The sequence below is a fragment of the Burkholderia sp. Ac-20365 genome (assembly GCF_017104715.1).
GTDB lineage: Bacteria > Pseudomonadota > Gammaproteobacteria > Burkholderiales > Burkholderiaceae > Paraburkholderia.
The window spans coordinates 21,144-37,302 of sequence record NZ_JAAGPI010000039.1 but is presented as its reverse complement, the minus strand read 5'-3'; the positions used below and the strand labels follow the sequence as shown (position 1 = coordinate 37,302).

Sequence of the window (16,159 nt, the reverse complement as noted above, 5' to 3'; positions counted from 1 at the left end):
ACGCTGCAAGCAACAATAAAGGTTTTCACAGATAATGCGCGTACCTTTGCGGGCGCGTGCAACAGGCGTGCGTGAAATGGGCGGCTCGTGTGAATCCACGTCCACACATATTGTTCGGGCGCACCAGCAAAGCGGATTCAATCAGATAGACCAAAGAGGGACATACGTGGAACCTACCGAACCGGCCGGCCGTTCTTGGCTCTGGCTCATCTTGCTGATCCCCTATATCGCGCTGTTGTGGCTGCCTTTCTATAACGACACACGCCCTTCATTCGCTGGCTTTCCTTTCTTCTACTGGTATCAGTTCCTGTGGGTTCCGCTCACGTCGCTGCTGATCTACGTCGTGTACCGGGGCATTAAAAAATGAGTGAATTGAACCCTGTGAACCCGGTCGCGATGACCGTCTTCATCGCATTCTTTCTTCTCGTCACCGTCCTCGGTTTCGTGGCCGCGCGCTGGAAAGCGGGCGATCTCACGCAATTGCACGAGTGGGGTCTGGGCGGCCGTCAATTCGGCACGATCATTTCGTGGTTCCTGGTAGGCGGCGATTTCTATACGGCCTATACGGTGATCGCGGTTCCCGCACTGGTCTATTCGGTTGGCGCGTATGGCTTCTTCGCGCTGCCTTATACGATCATCGTGTATCCGTTCGTGTTCGCGGTGATGCCCAAGTTGTGGAAGATCGCGCACGCGAAAAACCACATCACGGCAGCCGACTATGTGCACGGCGAGTACGGCGGCAAGTGGTTTCCGGCGGCTGTCGCGCTGACGGGTATCGTCGCAACGATGCCTTATATCGCGCTGCAACTGGTCGGCATGCAGGTCGTCATCAAGGGTCTCGGCATTTCGGGTGAAGCGCCGCTCGTGATCGCGTTCATCATCCTCGCGCTCTATACGTATACCAGCGGCCTGCGTGCGCCGGCGATGATCGCGTTCGTCAAGGACATCATGATCTATATCGTCGTGATCGCGGCGGTGTGGCTGATTCCCGTGAAGCTCGGCGGCTATGGCCATGTGTTCGACGCGGCAGATACCTACTTCAAGGCGAAGGGCGGCGCGACGGGCATCATCCTGAAGCCGACGCAGTTCACCGCGTATGCATCGCTTGCGCTCGGCTCGGCACTGGCTGCGTTCATGTATCCGCACACCATGACGGCGGTTCTGTCGTCTTCGTCGATGCAGACCGTGCGCAAGAACGCGATCTTTCTGCCCGCGTACACGCTGCTGCTCGGCCTGATTGCGCTGCTCGGCTATATGGCAATTGCAGCAGGCATTCACGTGAAGTCGGCGTCCGACATCGTCCCGACACTGTTCGGCACGCTGTTCCCGGCGTGGTTCGTCGGTTTTGCAGCGGCGGCGATTGCGATCAGCGCGCTGGTGCCAGCGGCCATCATGTCGATCGGCGCGGCGAACCTGTTCACGCGTAACCTGTGGCGTCCGCTGGTGTCGCCGGACATGGCACCCGCGCAGGAAGCATCGACGGCGAAGATCGTGTCGCTGGTCGTGAAGTTTGGCGCGCTGCTGTTCATCGTGTTCCTGCCGACGCAATACGCAATCGACCTGCAACTGCTCGGCGGCGTGTGGATTCTGCAGATCTTCCCGGCCATCGTGTTCTCGCTGTACACGCGCCGTCTCAACACGCCGGGCCTGTTCCTCGGCTGGCTGGTGGGCATCGTCGTCGGCACGGGGCTCGCGATTTCGCAGGGTCTCAAGCCGGTGTTCGCGCTGCATGTCGGCGATTCGACGTGGCCGCTTTATATCGGCCTGATCGCGCTGGTCGTGAATGTGATCGTGACGTTCGTGGTTTCGATGGTCACGCCGAAGCGCGCGCCCGTCTGATTTCAAGCTTTAGCTGAACGCATCGGCCGAACCTGCCCGCGCAAGCGGCGCGGTTCGGCCGATGTCTTTTCCAGCGCCAGGCGTCACAGCGCGCGCTGCCAATTCTTGCAAAACGTCAGGACGTCCGCGCTGTTTTGGTAGGATGCAGCCTTTTCTGCCGATGGTGCGTTAGCGTGAGACAGTCGATACTGTCGTTTCTCCGGGAAATATCCGTCTGGGCTTGGGCCCTTGCCAAACCGCCCGTCATGCGCGTGGTGCAACGTTTGCGCCACCCGACGTGGCGCGGCGTGGGTTTGACGGCCGTCGCGGTTCCCGCGCTCGTTCTGCTGTATGTACTGATCCTGATTCCGTTCACGCCAGGCATCGGCGATATTCGCAAGGCGAAAATCGAGCAGCCCGCGCAGATCTATTCGGCCGACGGCAAGCTGCTTGCCGAGTTCAAGCCGACCAACCGCGTGTGGATGAAGCTCTCCGACATCTCGCCGCACGTCGTCGATGCACTAATCTCCACCGAAGACCACCGCTTCTACGAGCACCACGGCATCGACTTCAAACGCACGGCGGGCGCGGCCCTGCACACGTTTTCGGGCGACCGCCAGGGTGGCTCGACGATTACGCAGCAGCTGGCACGCAATCTCTATCCCGACGATATCGGCCGCGCGCCGACGCTCACGCGCAAGATCAAGGAAGCAATCACCGCCTTCAAGATCGAAGCCGTCTATACGAAGAGCGAGATTCTCGAAACGTATCTGAATACGGTGCCGTTCCTGTACAACGCGTACGGCATCGAAATGGCGGCGCGCACCTATTTCGACAAATCCGCCGACAATCTCACCGTGCTCGAAAGCGCGACGCTGATCGGCATGCTGAAGGGCAACAGTTACTACAACCCGGTGATCAATCCCGAGCGTGCGCTGGACCGGCGCAATACCGTGCTTGGGCAAATGGTGAAATACGGGCGCCTCACGCAAGTGCAATTCAATTCGCTCAAGGCGCGGCCGCTGCGCGTCGATTTCGAGCGTCAGATGGAGCCGCCCGGCCCCGCGCCGCATTTCGCGCAGCAATTGAAGAAGTGGCTGATCGCGTGGGCCGATGCGAACGACTACAACATCTATTCCGACGGCCTCGTCGTACGCACGACCATCGATGCGCGCCTGCAAACGATGGCGACCCAGGCGCTGACCTTCCAGGGCAACCAGTTGCAGTCGATTGCAAATGCAGCGTGGAATGCGCGCGGCGGATGCACCGGTCACAAGGATGTGTTCGACGCGTTCATCCGTGAGACGCCTGAGTATCACAGCGCAAAAGACTCCGGCATGAGCGATGAAGATGCGCTCAAGCATCTGTCGGCGGATCGCGCGTTCATGAAGGCGCTGTGCGACAGCAAGACGCGTGTGCAGGCTGCGTTCGTTGCGATGGACCCGCGTACGGGCGAGATCAAGGCGTGGGTCGGCAGCCGCGACTTTACGCAGGATCAGTACGATCACGTGTCGCAGGCGCGCCGTCAGCCGGGCTCGACGTTCAAGCCTTTTGTATATGGCGCAGCCTTCGAGCAAGGCGCGAAGCCCGAGGACACTTACCCCGATCAGGCGGTCGAAATCCCGCTGGCAGGCGGCGAAATCTGGCGTCCGAGCGACGAAGACGCGCCGAGCGGCCGTCCGATCACGTTGCGCGACGGCCTCGCGTATTCGCGCAACCGCATCACCGCGCAACTGATGGAATCGGTCGGACCCGCAAAGGTCGCGCGGCTTGCGCGCGCGATGGGCGTGCGCGAAAGCCAGCTCGACGCCGTGCCTTCGCTCGCGTTGGGCACGAGCCCTGTCTCGCTGAAGGAAATGGTGTCGTCGTACGGCACGATCGCGAACGAAGGCGCGTATGTCGCGCCGATGCTCGTCACGCGTATCGAAGACCGCAAGGGCGAAGTGCTCGCCGAATTCCAGCCGTCGCGCCCCGATCGCGTGATGCCGATTGCCAGCGCGCAAACGCTGCTCGATGTGATGCGTTCGGTGGTCAACAAGGGTACGGGTTCGGCCATTCGCACGCGCTTCGGCATTCGCGCCGACGTCGCGGGCAAGACGGGCACGACGCAGGACAATGCGGACGGCTGGTTCATCCTGATGCATCCGCAACTCGTCGCGGGCGCGTGGGTCGGTTTCAACGACAGCCGCGTCACGCTGCGCAGCGACTACTGGGGGCAGGGCGCGCATAGCGCGTTGCCGATCGTCGGCGACTTCTTCCAGCGTTCGCTGCGCTCGCGCATCGTTGATCCGCGTGTGAAGTTCGCGGAAGAGCCGCCGCCGGGCATGTTCGATACGTTGCGTATGAAGCTGCGCGCGTGGATGGCGTACCTGTTCCCGTCGTCGGCGAAGACGGAGACGCCGGCGCCTGCACCGCGGCCGAAGCCGCGTCCAGTGCCCGCGGCGCCCGTGGTGGAGAGCGCGTCGCCCGTTGCAGAGGCTTCGGCACCGACGGATGCCGAGCCGCCGCAGATCATTGCGCCCGCATCGCAGCCGCCCATTCTGCCGTCGCCGGGTGACGCAAGTGCAGCGGCTGCGGCGAGCGCGCCTGCAGCCGTCAATGGCGGCGTGCAAGCGCCTGCGTTTGCCTCGGCACCCGCCGCAAGCCCCGCCAGCGCGCCCGCTTCACAGCCTTGAACTGAAGCTTATTTCTTCGATTTGCGCTTCGGCGCGGGTGCCGCAGGCGCAGGCGCGGACGGTTCGACGATCGGGTACGTGTGCGGCGTGTAATAGCGCCCTATCGGCTCGCGTCCGTTGAACTTCTCGAAGTACTCGTGCCAGTAATTCGTCGCCGCCCAGATCGCTTCGGGGCACGACGCCCGCGATTCGAGCCCAGGCGTCAGATCGAAATTCGCAGCCGCACAAACGGTTTCGATCATGCATGTCGACGGCAAGCCGTAGTTGTCGTGCAGTGGATTCGGCGTGCGCGCCGCGCCCCACGCATAGGCAAGCCAGCGCAGCACGTGTTCGAGCGCATCGAGCGTCGCGCGCGACTGCTCGAAGTCCGCTACCTTCGCGACGACCTTGTCCTGCGCAACGGGCAACGCGATGACCGCGATGTTCGGATAGCGCGCCGTATCGTCGAAGTCCGTCAACGGACGTGCGACCACACCATTCACGCGCGCCGCAAACGCGGGCCCTTCAGGCTGATGTAGCGGAACGTGCAATGCTTGCGCCTTCCTGAGCGTCGCGCCCGAGAGGCGCACGAGAATCGATTCGGACCAGAACGACGGCAACATGTCGTGCCGCAAGTGAGATTGCGCGACGCGCACGCGAAACGCCAGCGTATCGCTGCCGCCGAGCAGCACGACATAGGTCCACTCATCGGGGCCGCCCGCGTTCATGTCGAGCACCGCGCGTTCGCCCCATTCGGTATTGCTCTCGCCGTCCTTGCGCTCGAACTGGGCGAACTGCGGATTCGACTGTGTGGTCGTCGACCGTACGATCTTCAGCATGTGCTTGCCTCGTCTTTTTTAGTTAACGCGCGCGCAGTTCGAAGCGCGTCGTGGATACCGATTGTGAAAGTGCCTTGTCGCTGGAAATGCCGTAGTACGTCACCTGCATATCGACGCCGCTGCCCACGCGCGTGAACGACAGAATCGCAACCTGATCGCCGCGCTGGCCGAATTCCTGCTTGAGCGCGAAGCGGTGATTTACTCCGAAGCGGTCGGGCACATCTTCAGGATCGGCATGGCGCGGCCATGCAGTGCCGCCACCAAAGATGCCTTTGACCGAATTGGCCGTTTCTTTTGCGGTGTCGAGAAAGGGCGTGCGTATCAGTCGCGACGGCGATGCAATGACTTCATAGAGCGTGGTGTCCGTCTGCAGATCGTGGCCCGATGCGACGCGCCCCCAATGCACGTCGCCCGTCATGTAGGCGATGGGAATGCCGTTATCGGCGAGACGGCCGAGCGTGGCCTGCAGCACGTCGAATTGCGCGTAGTTCGGCATTTCGGCGTCGAAGGTTTTCTTGCGCCAGTTGCTTTCGGGCGGATCGATGAAAAGCGCCTGGCCAGAGGCGAGCAGGCCGACCACGGGTTGCCCTGCAGCGTGCGCGTTGACGAGATCCTGTTCCCATGTCTGCATCGCGGCGACGGCTTTGGGACCCATCAGCGATTTGAACGTGCTGTCGCGGTCGCAGCGCATATCGACGAACAGCATCTTCAACGGCTCGACGTCGAGCCGGATTGCGCCGCCTGCGCCGCCCGGCGCGCCGCCGATCTGGTAGTCCTCGTACAGTGCGCGCGCCGTGTCGCCGAGCAAGTGGCGCGACGCGTCCGTCCACGTATCGGGCAACTGCTTTTGCGCGAACGGGTAGTTGTTCCAGAACTCGTGATCGTCGGGAATGCACACGACGGGCGCGCGCTCCAGCACCGATTGCAACCCCGGCACGCGCAGCGCAGCCGAGAGCCAGTTGAGGTAGTACTTGTTGGCCAGCAGCCGCGCGCGGTCGGGGTTCTGATCGGGCACGCGCTGCGTGAGAGGGAGATCGAGGTACACCTGATCGCCCGCAAGCACGGTCAGATGCGGTTGCACCTTGATCTGCGAGACGATCGTGCCGAGCAGCCCGTCCATATCTTCCGGCTGCGAATAGCACGACGACAGCAGGATGTTGAAGCTGCCGTCCATCAGCGTCGGCACTTCTTTGGGTAATGACGTGCTCGCGAATTCGAACTGCTCGCCGCCCGCGTCGATACGAATCTGACGCGGACGCGATTCTTCCGGCACCGCAAAGCGCAGCACGCATTGATGATTGATCGCCTGGCCGGCGTCGTCGACGCTGAAATCGCGGATAGGAAAGAACGCGGGCGGATCGAGCGGCACGGCCGCCTGCCGGTCGATGGAAACCTGCGGCACGGGCGGCGCAGCCACGCCGAATATGCCAACCCACAATTGCAACAGGCCCGGCTTGCTGGCCTGCACATAAGCCGTCAGTAGCATCGATGTCCCTCGTCTTTTTCGTCTTATGAAAGCTATTTGTTGGGTTTGAATAAGACGAGGCTAGTCGATGCAAACTGAATTGCAAAAGGAAATTGCTTTAGTGGATTGCCCGTTTAACGATTGGCGACACGACGGCTTTACGCAAAGCGCTCTTGCTGAAGTATGCGGATCATTGAATGCGCGTTGCGTTGTGCGGCGTCTTCAAAGCAGTTGTTGAAGATCACATGCGTGCGGCCCGCGCGTTTCGCGATCTCGCGCACCGGTGCCGCAATCTCTTCCAGCTCGCGTTCCGTGTAGTCGTAATTAAAACGGCCGGCTGCCGTCGTGCTGCCGCTCCAGGTCTGCGCATTGCGCCCGTGCAGCCGCACGATCGCGAGTTCGGGCGAGGTCGCTTCCCAAACGGTGTGCGCGCGGTTCGGTACGCCTTCGGGGGCATCCATGATCACGTGCACGAGGCCGTGCTCGCGTTCGAATGCGAGCGTCGATTCGCGGTGCCTGTCGTCAAGCCAGCTGGCATTGCGGAATTCGAATGCCGTCAGATACGGCGACATCCGGTCCGCGCAATGCCGCACGTGCGCGATGTCGCGCGGCGCGGTCGAGATCCACGGGGCGAACTGGAACAGCACCGCGCCGAGCTTGCCTGCTACGCGCAGTGGTTCGAGCGCTTCGAAGAAGCGCCGCCACATTTCGTCGACGATATCGGGCGGTACGTCGCGGTAGTACAGGTTGCGTTTGTCGTTCTGCGGAAGCAGCGCCTGAATGTCGGACGGAAAGAACTTGCGCTCGGTCTGATGCCCGGTGAAGAGCCGGAATGCCTTGACGTTGAACGTGAAGTGCTGCGGCGTGCGCTCGGCCCATTGCGCGCTCGTCGCGGCATTGGGCATCGCGTAGTAAGACGCGTCGACTTCGACCATCGGAAACTGGCTCGAATAGAAACGCAGGCGCGCTTCGGCGCTCGTGCAGCCCTTCGGATAAAAGCGGCCGGATTTGATGAGCGTGGCGTCCGTCCATGACGCCGTCCCGACTTCGATCGACATGGTGTGTCTTCCGTGCAGGTCAGTGCGGCCATCGTACTGCATGTGCATGCACCGCATAGACGGGCGGCGCGGGCCGATGTGTGCGCCGCGCCGCATTGGTGCAAACCCGCGTTAAGAAGAATTTGCGCACGACCGTTATAGAAAGTGGAAGCCATTCGAAGATGCAGTCATTCCACGCACTGTGGCTGTCACGCGGCGGTCGGCGCCGCAGAGTACATCCGGGCAGTTGCCGTGCAGCGGAGCACTGGCCTTCGAATGGGTCCATCCGCGATTCATTGCGGTTTCGGCTAGCGGTTTTCCGTGCGCATTCGCGTCCGCGCCGATGTTACGCGTGCGCTTCGTGTAACCAGACATAAGTGCTACGATGCCTGGGTGACGACGATGGAGGTGGAAATGGCAACCTATGCTATCGATGCCGTACGCATTAACCCTACGACTGACCGCGTCACCCACGTCCGTTGGGCTCTCGTCAATCCAAAAACGAATGAATGGCTTTCGCCGCACGAGATCGTCGACGTCGCCGACGTCGTGACGGCTATTCACGCGGGCAATGCCGTGTGGTCGCTCTTCACGCTGGGCGGCATGAATCTGCTGGGCCCCAAGATCAAGACGGTTTCTCACACCGACGGTCACGACGGAATCGATACCGACGTGCCGGACGGCCACATCGAAAAATTCATCGACGATCTGCCGCGCGTCTGAGCCTTCAGGCGCGATGTTCTAAGGGCGTTGCCCGATATCCGTTTGCGCGCGCGTGCCGCGTTCGACGCGGTTGCCGCGCTTTGCGACGCGCTTCGTTCAGCGTTCCATGTTGCGGTGCGGCTTCGCACAAATAATTTCACGTTCCGGCACTACATTCCATTGCGCTCGCCGCGCTCTGGATCAAGGTGCATCACCCATTTCCAGAAAATAATTCAATCGACGCATCCACACGCTCTGGAGGAGACACAGCCATGACGCATATGTATGAAGCGGGGCTCGCGCGCCGCGAGGCTAATTACGTTCCGCTCACGCCAATCGATTTCATCGCGCGGGCGGCCGACGTTTATGGCGACCGGCTCGCCGTCGTGCATGGCGACATTCGCCGCACGTGGCGCGAAACATACGAACGCGCGCGGCGCCTTGCGAGCGCGCTGCAACGCGTGGGCGTTGCGAGCGGCGATACCGTCGCGGCGCTTCTGCCCAACATCCCGCCGATGATCGAAGCGCATTTCGGCGTACCGATGGCGGGTGCCGTGCTCAATACGCTGAATACGCGGCTGGATATCGCGTCGATCCTGTACATGCTGCGTCATGGCGAGGCGAGAGTGCTGATCGTCGACAGCGAATACGGCGAGCTGGCGCTGCGCGCCGCGCGCGAATTGCCGCAGCTGCGCATTGTCAGCGTCAGCGATGCGCTACCCGCCGAGCAACATCATTTCCCGAACGCAACTGACTACGAAGCGTTCCTGCAGGAAGGCGATCCGCAATTCGCGTGGGTGGCGCCCGCCGACGAGTGGGACGCCATCGCGCTCAACTACACGTCGGGCACGACGGGCGAGCCGAAGGGTGTGGTCTATCACCATCGCGGCGCGTATCTGAATGCGCTCAGCAATATCCTCGAATGGGATATGCCGAAGCATGCGGTGTATCTGTGGACACTGCCGCTTTTCCACTGCAATGGCTGGTGTTTTCCGTGGACGGTCGCGGCGCGCGCGGGCGTCAACGTGTGTCTGCGCAAATTCGATCCGAAGCTGGTGTTCGATCTGATTCGCAGCGAACGCATCACGCATTATTGCGGCGCGCCGATCGTGCAAAGCGCCTTGGCGAATGCGCCCGCCGAATGGCGCGAGGGCATCGATCACCGCGTGTCGACGATGGTCGCGGGCGCGGCGCCGTCGCCGGCCGTCATTGCGCGCATGAAGTCGATTGGTTTCGATCTGACGCACGTGTACGGATTGACCGAGGTGTACGGACCCGCTTCCGTCTGCGCAAAGCAGGACGCGTGGGACGCGCTCGACGACGACGAACGCGCGCGGCTCAATGCGCGACAGGGCGTGCGTTATCACCTGCAGGCAGCTGTCGACGTGCGCGATCCCGATACGCTGGAACCCGTGCCGCGTGACGGCGAAACGATCGGCGAACTGATGTTTCGCGGCAATATCTGCATGAAGGGTTATCTGAAGAACGAGCGCGCCACGGAAGCCGCATTTCGAGGCGGCTGGTTCCATACGGGCGACCTCGGCGTCATTACCGAAGACGGCTACGTGCGCATCAAGGACCGCAGCAAGGACATCATTATTTCCGGCGGCGAGAACATATCGAGTATCGAGATCGAGGACGCGCTGTACCGGCATCCCGCTGTGTCGGTTGCGGCCGTGGTGGCGATGCCCGATCCGAAATGGGGCGAAGTGCCATGCGCATTCGTCGAACTGAAGGAAGGCATGGAAGCAAGCGCGGATGACATCATTGCGCATTGCCGGCAATTGCTCGCCGCATTCAAATTGCCTAAAGCGGTCTTCTTCGGCGAATTACCAAAAACGTCGACAGGCAAGATCCAGAAATTCGAATTGCGTGCGCGCGTGAAGTCGTCGAGTGCGATCGATCAGGAACAGCACAAAACCTAGCATGCTTATGATGTGATCGTCGCAAACGTAGAGCCAGTGCCGCTTTCCGTACATAACGAAGTGAGGCGTCTGCCGCGCGAATGCGGGAATGGATGCTAGAATCAATATAAATCAGGGAAGCGACCTCTCAAGGTTCATGGCGAAATTCCAGTACGCGCCGTACGGGTTTTCGCCGCACTCAATCTGTCGAATCGCGCTGACTCCTTCTGTCGGCAGAAATTGGTGGGTTCGTATTTAGGCTTCGCTGCAACTGCGAAGCCTTTAATCTATTTAACGCGCGCTTATTGGCACTTATAGGCCGCGTAATTCGATACGCTATCGGCACGTTATGAAAGAGCGAGAGGAACATCGGACGCTCGACCTCGATGGTCAAGCGCGTGAGCGGCTGATCTTGTGGATCCGTCGCCGTATGGACGAATTCGGCATTACGCTTGAAGCGCTCGAAGAAGCGCTGATCGCCGACGCCGCCACGCCAAAATACCGCGACGCTTTTGGGCATGAATGGGATGGCACGGGCGACCGCCCGGACTGGCTCACGCGCGCCATCAACGCCGGTCAGGACATCGAGCACTTCCGCGTCTGAGCGCCGCATTCGCGGGCGCTTTCATTGGTTTTTGCCGTTTGCTTTTCCGCTTTCCATTCAGGCGCAGCGCGACTGTTTTCATGGAGACATCGCCATGTCGGAGACGACCTCGCAACAGGCTGGATACCGCAGTGAAGAATGGGCGACGCGCTGCGAACTGGCTGCGCTGTATCGGCTGGTCGCGCATTTCCGCATGACCGATCTGATCGATACGCATATCACCGCGCGCGTGCCCGGCCCCGAGCATCACTTTCTGATCAATCGCTATGGCGTGCTCTTTCACGAGATGCGCGCATCGGATCTCGTGAAGATCGATCGCGATGGGCGCGTCGTTGAAGATGCGCAAAAGGTTGCCGCGGATCCGAAGCGTTATCGCGTGAACGCGGCGGGCTTTACGATTCATTCTGCCGTGCATACCGCGCGCCCCGATATGCGCTTTGTGATTCATACGCATACGTCGGCGGGTTCGGCTGTGTCCGCGCAAAAGCAGGGCTTGCTGCCCATCAGCCAGCATGCGCTGAAGTTCTACGGCGTGCTCGCGTATCACGACTACGAAGGCATTGCGCTCGATCTCGGCGAGCGTGAGCGGCTCGTGGCCGATCTCGGCACGTGCAATGCGATGATTCTGCGCAATCACGGTCTGCTGGCGGGCGGGAAATCGGCGGCAACGGCGTTTCAGGAAATCTACTTTCTCGAGCGTGCCTGCCAGATCCAGATCCATGCACTCGCGGGCAATGCGGAATTGACGCTGCCGTCCGAGCGCGTGCGCGAACTCACGGCGAGCCAGTTTGCGCGCGATGACGAAGAGGGCATCGCGGAGCTTGCATGGGAATCGGCCTTGCGGCTGATCGACAATACGGTTTCCGATTACCGCAGCTAATCAGAAGGCCGCGCGGGCAACACGAAGACGAAAAAAAGCCCGCGTCGAAGCGGGCCTCTAAAACTGCTCGGAGTTTCGTTGCGCGATTTGACTCGCGCAACGCATCCTAACGTTCATTTGTGAACGGGCGATGAATCTTGCATGGAATACATGCAGGATTCTCTCGCCGCGCATCCCATCACAGGTCGAAGAACACCGTTTCGTTCGGACCTTGCATGCGGATGTCGAAGCGGTACACAGCCTTGCCGCCTTGCGATTCACGCTTTGCCACCAGCGTCGCACGGCGTTCGGCGGGCACGCTTGCCAGCACGGGGTCTTTGTCGTTCGCCGCTGATTCGTCGTCGAAATAGACGCGCGTGAACGTATGCAGCAGCATGCCGCGCATCGTCACGATCACGTTCAGATGCGGCGCTTCATCGGGCGATGCACGGCCCGGCTTCACCGTTTCGATGATGAAGCGCTTCTGCGGATCCGTGCCCGTGCCGAAGCGCGCAAAACCGCGAAAGCCTGTCTTCGCCACTTCTTCACGCGATTGCGGATAGCGGCCTTCGCTGTCCACCTGCTGCACTTCGATCATCGCGTCGCCGATCACTGCACCGTCGCCGTCGAACACCTGGCCGATCAGCGTGATGTGCTCGCCCGCTGCCTCACGGTCCGCGATGACGTTTGTGAAAAGACTCTTCAGGTCGAAGTTGTACTGCTCGGGGCACAGGCCGTAGGCGAAGTACGGTCCGACCGTCTGCGAAGGGGTTTGCTTAAGCGTCGTCATGATCAGCGCTCCATCGGGGTTTCGTTCGGGCCGCGCAGCACGATGTCGAACTCATAGCCGAGCGCGTAGTTTTCTTGCGTCACGTCGAGCGTAAAGCGCGAGATCAGGCGGTCGCGGGCGCCTTCCGGCGTGCCCTGGAAGATCGGGTCGTACTGGAGCAGCGGATCGCCGGGGAAGTACATCTGCGTGACCAGACGCGAGCCGAAATAGTCGCCGAACAGCGAGAAGTGGATGTGGTTCGGGCGCCATGCGTTCGGGTGATTGCCCCACGGATACGCGCCCGGCTTGATCGTCATGAAGCGATAGCGGCCCTCGTTGTCGGTCAGGCAGCGGCCCGCGCCGAGGAAGTTCGGATCGAGCGGTGCGTCGTGCTGGTCGTTCTTGTGCACGTAGCGGCCGGCGGCGTTCGCCTGCCACACTTCGACGAGCGTGTTGCGCACCGGGCGGCCGCCTTCGTCGAGCACGCGGCCCGTGACGATGATGCGTTCGCCGAGCGGCTCGCCGTTTTTCACGGCATTGCGCGTCAGGTCGTTATCGAGCGCGCCGAGGTCTTCCGCGCCGTAGACGGGCACGCGCTGGTCGCGCAGGCGTTCCTTCAGCGGAATCAGCGGACGCGTCGGGCCACGCTTGACGGACGAACCGTACGGCGAATGGACATAGGCGGGATGCGAGGGGAAGTCGCGCGGACTCAGAATGGAATCGTCCATCAGATGTCTCCTTGGGGGATTCGATTTTGGATAGTGGATGACGTGACTTTATAGAAGCCAAGAAGTTATGCAAAATGACGTTTTTTCCCATCTCGTATAACGATCCGTTATGCAACGCAGCCTCGCGGACAGTCGCGTCAAATTCCGGCATCTGCAGTGCTTTCTGGCCGTCGCGCAGTTCGGCGGCGTGCAGAAGGCGGCGGAGAGCCTGTCGATCACGCAGCCAGCCGTGTCGAAAACGGTGGCCGAGCTGGAGGAAATACTCGGCGTGCGCCTGTTCGAGCGCGGCCGGCATGGCGCGGTGACCACGCGCGAAGGGCAGCTTTTCATGCCGCATGCGAGCGCCTGCGTGAGCGCGCTGCGGCAGGGCGTCGATCTGCTCGCGCGCGCAGAGGGCGAGGCGTCCGCGACGCTCGATATCGGCGTGCTGCCGACCGTCGCCACGTCGCTCGTGCCGCCCGTGATGCGCCTGTTCAGCGAGCAATGGCCGAATGCGATCGTCCGGTTCAAGACGGGTTCGAATACCGAACTGCTGGAGCAGCTGAAAGCGGGCGCGATCGAGTTCGCCGTCGGCCGGCTGGCCGATCCCGAGCGGATGGTGGGACTGACGTTCGAACAGTTGTATAGCGAGCCGCTGATCGCCGTCGTGTGCGCGGGGCATGCGCTGGCGTCGGGCGCGTTGTCGTCGGCGACTCGGCTGCTGGAGTTTCCCGTTGTCGTGCCGCCGTATGGCACGCTGATACGGCAGTCGGCGGAGAGCCTGTTGCGCGCGTGGGCGGTGCCGCCGTTGTCGTCGTTTGTCGAGGTGCTGTCGGTGTCGGTGGGGCGCGCGCTCGCGCTGGAAAACGATGCCGTCTGGTTCGTGCCGCGCAGCGCGATCGAATACGAACTGGCGCATGGTTTGCTGGTTCCGTTACCGTTGCCCGTAGCGGGCACGGAAGAGCCGGTGGGGTTGATCCTGCGCTCGGACACGCAACCGACACCCGTTGGCCGCGCCTTGATCGAGGCCGTGCGCAAGGTGGCGCGCGAGCGGCTTGCGCGTGACATGCAGGCGCGCGGGGACGCCGGCGAGAGTGGCGCGACGGCGAAAAGCCGCGCGAAGCGTGCTGGCGGCAGCGGTGCAGGCGCCGATACGAAGCCTCGCGGCCGCAAAGCGTCAGCCAGTCCACGCCGGAAGAGCCCTGTTTGAACCGGTTGGTACAAAATCAAGGTTGCAAGAGAGGTGTGGTGCGGTGTAAAACACGGGGCGCGGCGCCGCGATCCGGACGCCAGCCGAGTTGAACCAGCCCGATTCATGGAGATGCACATGCCCAGCGACCTGCCGACCCCTGCCGACGCGCTCAAGGCCGTCGCGGACCCGGAGCACAATCCGCTCGGCACAGCCGGCATCGAATTTGTCGAGTTTGCCGCGCGCCATCCGCAGGTGCTCGCCGATACCTTCGTGAAGCTCGGCTTCAAGCCGATTGCGCGCCACATCAGCAAGGACGTGACGCTATTCCGCCAGGCTGACATGAATTTCCTGCTCAACGCCGAGCCGGATTCGTTCGCCGAACGATACGCGGAAGAATATGGCGTGGGCATCTGCGCGATCGGCATTCGCGTCGCCGATGCGCAGCGTGCTTATGATCGCGCGACTGAACTTGGCGCGTGGTCGTTCGAAGGCGAGCGTATCGGCACGGGCGAACTGACGATTCCCGCGATTCAGGGCATTGGCGATTCGCACATCTATTTCGTCGACCGCTGGCGCGGACGTGGCGGCCAGAAGGGCGGCCTTGGCGACATCTCGATCTTCGATATCGACTTTCGTCCCATCGAACCGAGCACGGCGCAGGCCGATTTGAGTCATGCCGGCACGGGTCTTATCGCCGTCGATCATCTGACGCAAACGGTCGGCGCGGGGCGCATGCAGGAATGGATCGACTTCTATCGCGAGCTGCTGAATTTCCGCGAGATTCACGAGTTGCATGCGAACTGGCATGTATCGGCGGAATCGCGGGTGATGGTGTCGCCGTGTGGCGCGATCCGTATTCCGTTGTATGAGGAAGGTACGCGGCGTACCAGCCTGATGCATGAATATCTGCCCGATCATCCGGGCGAAGGTGTGCAGCATATTGCGCTTGCTACCGATGATATTTTTGCTTGTGTCGAGCAGTTGCTAGCCAATGGGATTGAACTGGTCGAGCCGCCGCCTGCTTATTACGATCAGATCGATGCTCGGTTGCCGGGGCATGGGCTTGATATCGAGCGCCTGCGGCGCGGGCGGATTCTTGTTGATGGCGAGATTGGTGCCGATGGTGTGCCGCTGCTGTTCTTTCAGACTTTCGTGCGGCGGCGTGAAGGGGATATCTTCTTCGAGATCGTGCAGAGGAAGGGGCACCATGGGTTTGGTGAGGGGAATCTTGGGGCGCTTGCGCAGGCGCGGGCGGGGTGAGTTTTTGGTTTTTGCTTTTGTTTTTGTTTTTGCTTTTGTTTTTGCCTTTGCTTCTGCGCTGGCATCCGCGATTTGTTTTGCCTGCCTCAAGCGTCGCCCCTGTGCGGGGCGGCACCTACTTTTCTTTGCCGCGGCAAAGAAAAGTAGGCAAAAGAAAGCCGCTGAACACCGCCAATTCTTCTTCTTGCCCACGGGCCCCCAACGGCCCCGTCCTGTCCCCGCCAGCGCTCTTCTTGATGCCCGCTGCCAACGCTTCGAATTGGCTCATCACCCGCTTTACACTCCCGCGTCTCGGCGAGCGCGATCAGATTGCCCACGTTCTATAGCGGCAAACTGTGTGTCGGCTATC

General features: G+C 61.5%; 15 protein-coding genes. 9 read left to right on the top strand and 6 right to left on the bottom strand.

Translation table 11 applies throughout. The features are described 5' to 3' along the window. The first annotated feature begins 166 nt into the window (after window positions 1-166). From G3O01_RS37385 to G3O01_RS37375, 3 genes are all read left to right on the top strand, one after another. Window positions 167-367: a DUF3311 domain-containing protein gene (locus tag G3O01_RS37385; RefSeq protein WP_109480797.1), complete on the top strand. Its 201-nt coding sequence runs from the start codon at window positions 167-169 to the stop codon at window positions 365-367. Then, a complete protein-coding gene (locus tag G3O01_RS37380; RefSeq protein WP_205812040.1) occupies window positions 364-1,839 on the top strand; it encodes a sodium:solute symporter in 1,476 nt (491 codons plus the stop codon). The genes G3O01_RS37385 and G3O01_RS37380 overlap by 4 nt, the downstream gene beginning before the upstream one ends. Before the next feature lie 245 nt (window positions 1,840-2,084). Continuing rightward, entirely contained in the window at window positions 2,085-4,493 is a 2,409-nt protein-coding gene (locus G3O01_RS37375) for a transglycosylase domain-containing protein (protein WP_241024615.1), read from the top strand. Window positions 4,494-4,501: 8 nt separating this feature from the next. On the opposite strand, the gene G3O01_RS37370 is transcribed toward G3O01_RS37375, so the two are convergent. From G3O01_RS37370 to G3O01_RS37360, 3 genes are all read right to left on the bottom strand, one after another. Continuing rightward, window positions 4,502-5,311 (bottom strand): hypothetical protein, encoded by an 810-nt coding sequence (locus G3O01_RS37370; protein WP_205812038.1) that lies wholly within the window; start codon window positions 5,309-5,311, stop codon window positions 4,502-4,504. Window positions 5,312-5,333: 22 nt separating this feature from the next. Continuing rightward, the gene (locus G3O01_RS37365; protein WP_205812037.1) at window positions 5,334-6,797 is read right to left on the bottom strand and encodes a hypothetical protein; all 1,464 of its coding nucleotides are present in this window, start codon (window positions 6,795-6,797) and stop codon (window positions 5,334-5,336) included. 137 nt (window positions 6,798-6,934) lie between these two features. Further along, on the bottom strand, window positions 6,935-7,834 hold the full coding sequence (locus G3O01_RS37360; RefSeq protein ID WP_205812036.1) for a DUF72 domain-containing protein: 900 nt from the start codon (window positions 7,832-7,834) through the stop codon (window positions 6,935-6,937). A gap of 393 nt (window positions 7,835-8,227) precedes the next feature. On the opposite strand from G3O01_RS37360, the gene G3O01_RS37355 reads away from it, so the two are divergent. The 4 genes from G3O01_RS37355 to G3O01_RS37340 all read left to right on the top strand — a co-directional run bounded on the left by G3O01_RS37355 (window position 8,228) and on the right by G3O01_RS37340 (window position 11,903). Continuing rightward, the gene (locus tag G3O01_RS37355) at window positions 8,228-8,536 is read left to right on the top strand and encodes a hypothetical protein (RefSeq protein WP_205812035.1); all 309 of its coding nucleotides are present in this window, start codon (window positions 8,228-8,230) and stop codon (window positions 8,534-8,536) included. A 251-nt stretch (window positions 8,537-8,787) separates the two neighbouring features. Beyond that, complete coding sequence (locus tag G3O01_RS37350; protein ID WP_205812034.1) at window positions 8,788-10,440, top strand: acyl-CoA synthetase; 1,653 nt, start codon at window positions 8,788-8,790, stop codon at window positions 10,438-10,440. Window positions 10,441-10,768: 328 nt separating this feature from the next. Further along, window positions 10,769-11,023, top strand: a complete 255-nt coding sequence (locus G3O01_RS37345; RefSeq protein ID WP_205812033.1) for an H-NS family nucleoid-associated regulatory protein — start codon at window positions 10,769-10,771, stop codon at window positions 11,021-11,023. A 94-nt stretch (window positions 11,024-11,117) separates the two neighbouring features. Further along, window positions 11,118-11,903: a class II aldolase/adducin family protein gene (locus G3O01_RS37340; RefSeq protein WP_205812032.1), complete on the top strand. Its 786-nt coding sequence runs from the start codon at window positions 11,118-11,120 to the stop codon at window positions 11,901-11,903. 178 nt (window positions 11,904-12,081) lie between these two features. On the opposite strand, the gene pcaG is transcribed toward G3O01_RS37340, so the two are convergent. Both pcaG and pcaH read right to left on the bottom strand, forming a co-directional pair. Further along, entirely contained in the window at window positions 12,082-12,672 is a 591-nt protein-coding gene (pcaG, locus tag G3O01_RS37335) for a protocatechuate 3,4-dioxygenase subunit alpha (protein WP_205812031.1), read from the bottom strand. 2 nt (window positions 12,673-12,674) lie between these two features. Further along, window positions 12,675-13,379 carry a protocatechuate 3,4-dioxygenase subunit beta gene (pcaH, locus tag G3O01_RS37330; protein ID WP_205812030.1) on the bottom strand — a complete coding sequence of 235 codons (705 nt, stop codon included), beginning with the start codon at window positions 13,377-13,379 and terminating at the stop codon, window positions 12,675-12,677. Window positions 13,380-13,488: 109 nt separating this feature from the next. On the opposite strand from pcaH, the gene pcaQ reads away from it, so the two are divergent. Continuing rightward, the gene (gene pcaQ / locus G3O01_RS37325) at window positions 13,489-14,568 is read left to right on the top strand and encodes a pca operon transcription factor PcaQ (protein ID WP_205812029.1); all 1,080 of its coding nucleotides are present in this window, start codon (window positions 13,489-13,491) and stop codon (window positions 14,566-14,568) included. A 117-nt stretch (window positions 14,569-14,685) separates the two neighbouring features. Then, window positions 14,686-15,810: a VOC family protein gene (locus G3O01_RS37320; protein WP_205812028.1), complete on the top strand. Its 1,125-nt coding sequence runs from the start codon at window positions 14,686-14,688 to the stop codon at window positions 15,808-15,810. 115 nt (window positions 15,811-15,925) lie between these two features. Here the strand turns inward: G3O01_RS37320 and G3O01_RS37315 are convergent, their stop codons facing one another. Then, on the bottom strand, window positions 15,926-16,078 hold the full coding sequence (locus tag G3O01_RS37315; RefSeq protein WP_205812027.1) for a hypothetical protein: 153 nt from the start codon (window positions 16,076-16,078) through the stop codon (window positions 15,926-15,928). Window positions 16,079-16,159: the final 81 nt, after the last annotated feature.

Bases quoted from the DNA above. Each gene is read 5' to 3' on its own strand.
- G3O01_RS37350 (WP_205812034.1), top strand. From the start codon at position 8,788: ATGACGCATATGTATGAAGCGGGGCTCGCGCGCCGCGAGGCTAATTAC.
- G3O01_RS37375 (WP_241024615.1), top strand. From the start codon at position 2,085: ATGCGCGTGGTGCAACGTTTGCGCCACCCGACGTGGCGCGGCGTGGGT.
- pcaH (WP_205812030.1), bottom strand. From the start codon at position 13,379: ATGGACGATTCCATTCTGAGTCCGCGCGACTTCCCCTCGCATCCCGCC.
- G3O01_RS37360 (WP_205812036.1), bottom strand. From the start codon at position 7,834: ATGTCGATCGAAGTCGGGACGGCGTCATGGACGGACGCCACGCTCATC.
- G3O01_RS37315 (WP_205812027.1), bottom strand. From the start codon at position 16,078: ATGAGCCAATTCGAAGCGTTGGCAGCGGGCATCAAGAAGAGCGCTGGC.
- G3O01_RS37365 (WP_205812037.1), bottom strand. From the start codon at position 6,797: ATGCTACTGACGGCTTATGTGCAGGCCAGCAAGCCGGGCCTGTTGCAA.
- G3O01_RS37345 (WP_205812033.1), top strand. From the start codon at position 10,769: ATGAAAGAGCGAGAGGAACATCGGACGCTCGACCTCGATGGTCAAGCG.
- G3O01_RS37340 (WP_205812032.1), top strand. From the start codon at position 11,118: ATGTCGGAGACGACCTCGCAACAGGCTGGATACCGCAGTGAAGAATGG.
- G3O01_RS37320 (WP_205812028.1), top strand. From the start codon at position 14,686: ATGCCCAGCGACCTGCCGACCCCTGCCGACGCGCTCAAGGCCGTCGCG.
- G3O01_RS37380 (WP_205812040.1), top strand. From the start codon at position 364: ATGAGTGAATTGAACCCTGTGAACCCGGTCGCGATGACCGTCTTCATC.
- pcaQ (WP_205812029.1), top strand. From the start codon at position 13,489: ATGCAACGCAGCCTCGCGGACAGTCGCGTCAAATTCCGGCATCTGCAG.
- G3O01_RS37370 (WP_205812038.1), bottom strand. From the start codon at position 5,311: ATGCTGAAGATCGTACGGTCGACGACCACACAGTCGAATCCGCAGTTC.
- pcaG (WP_205812031.1), bottom strand. From the start codon at position 12,672: ATGACGACGCTTAAGCAAACCCCTTCGCAGACGGTCGGACCGTACTTC.
- G3O01_RS37355 (WP_205812035.1), top strand. From the start codon at position 8,228: ATGGCAACCTATGCTATCGATGCCGTACGCATTAACCCTACGACTGAC.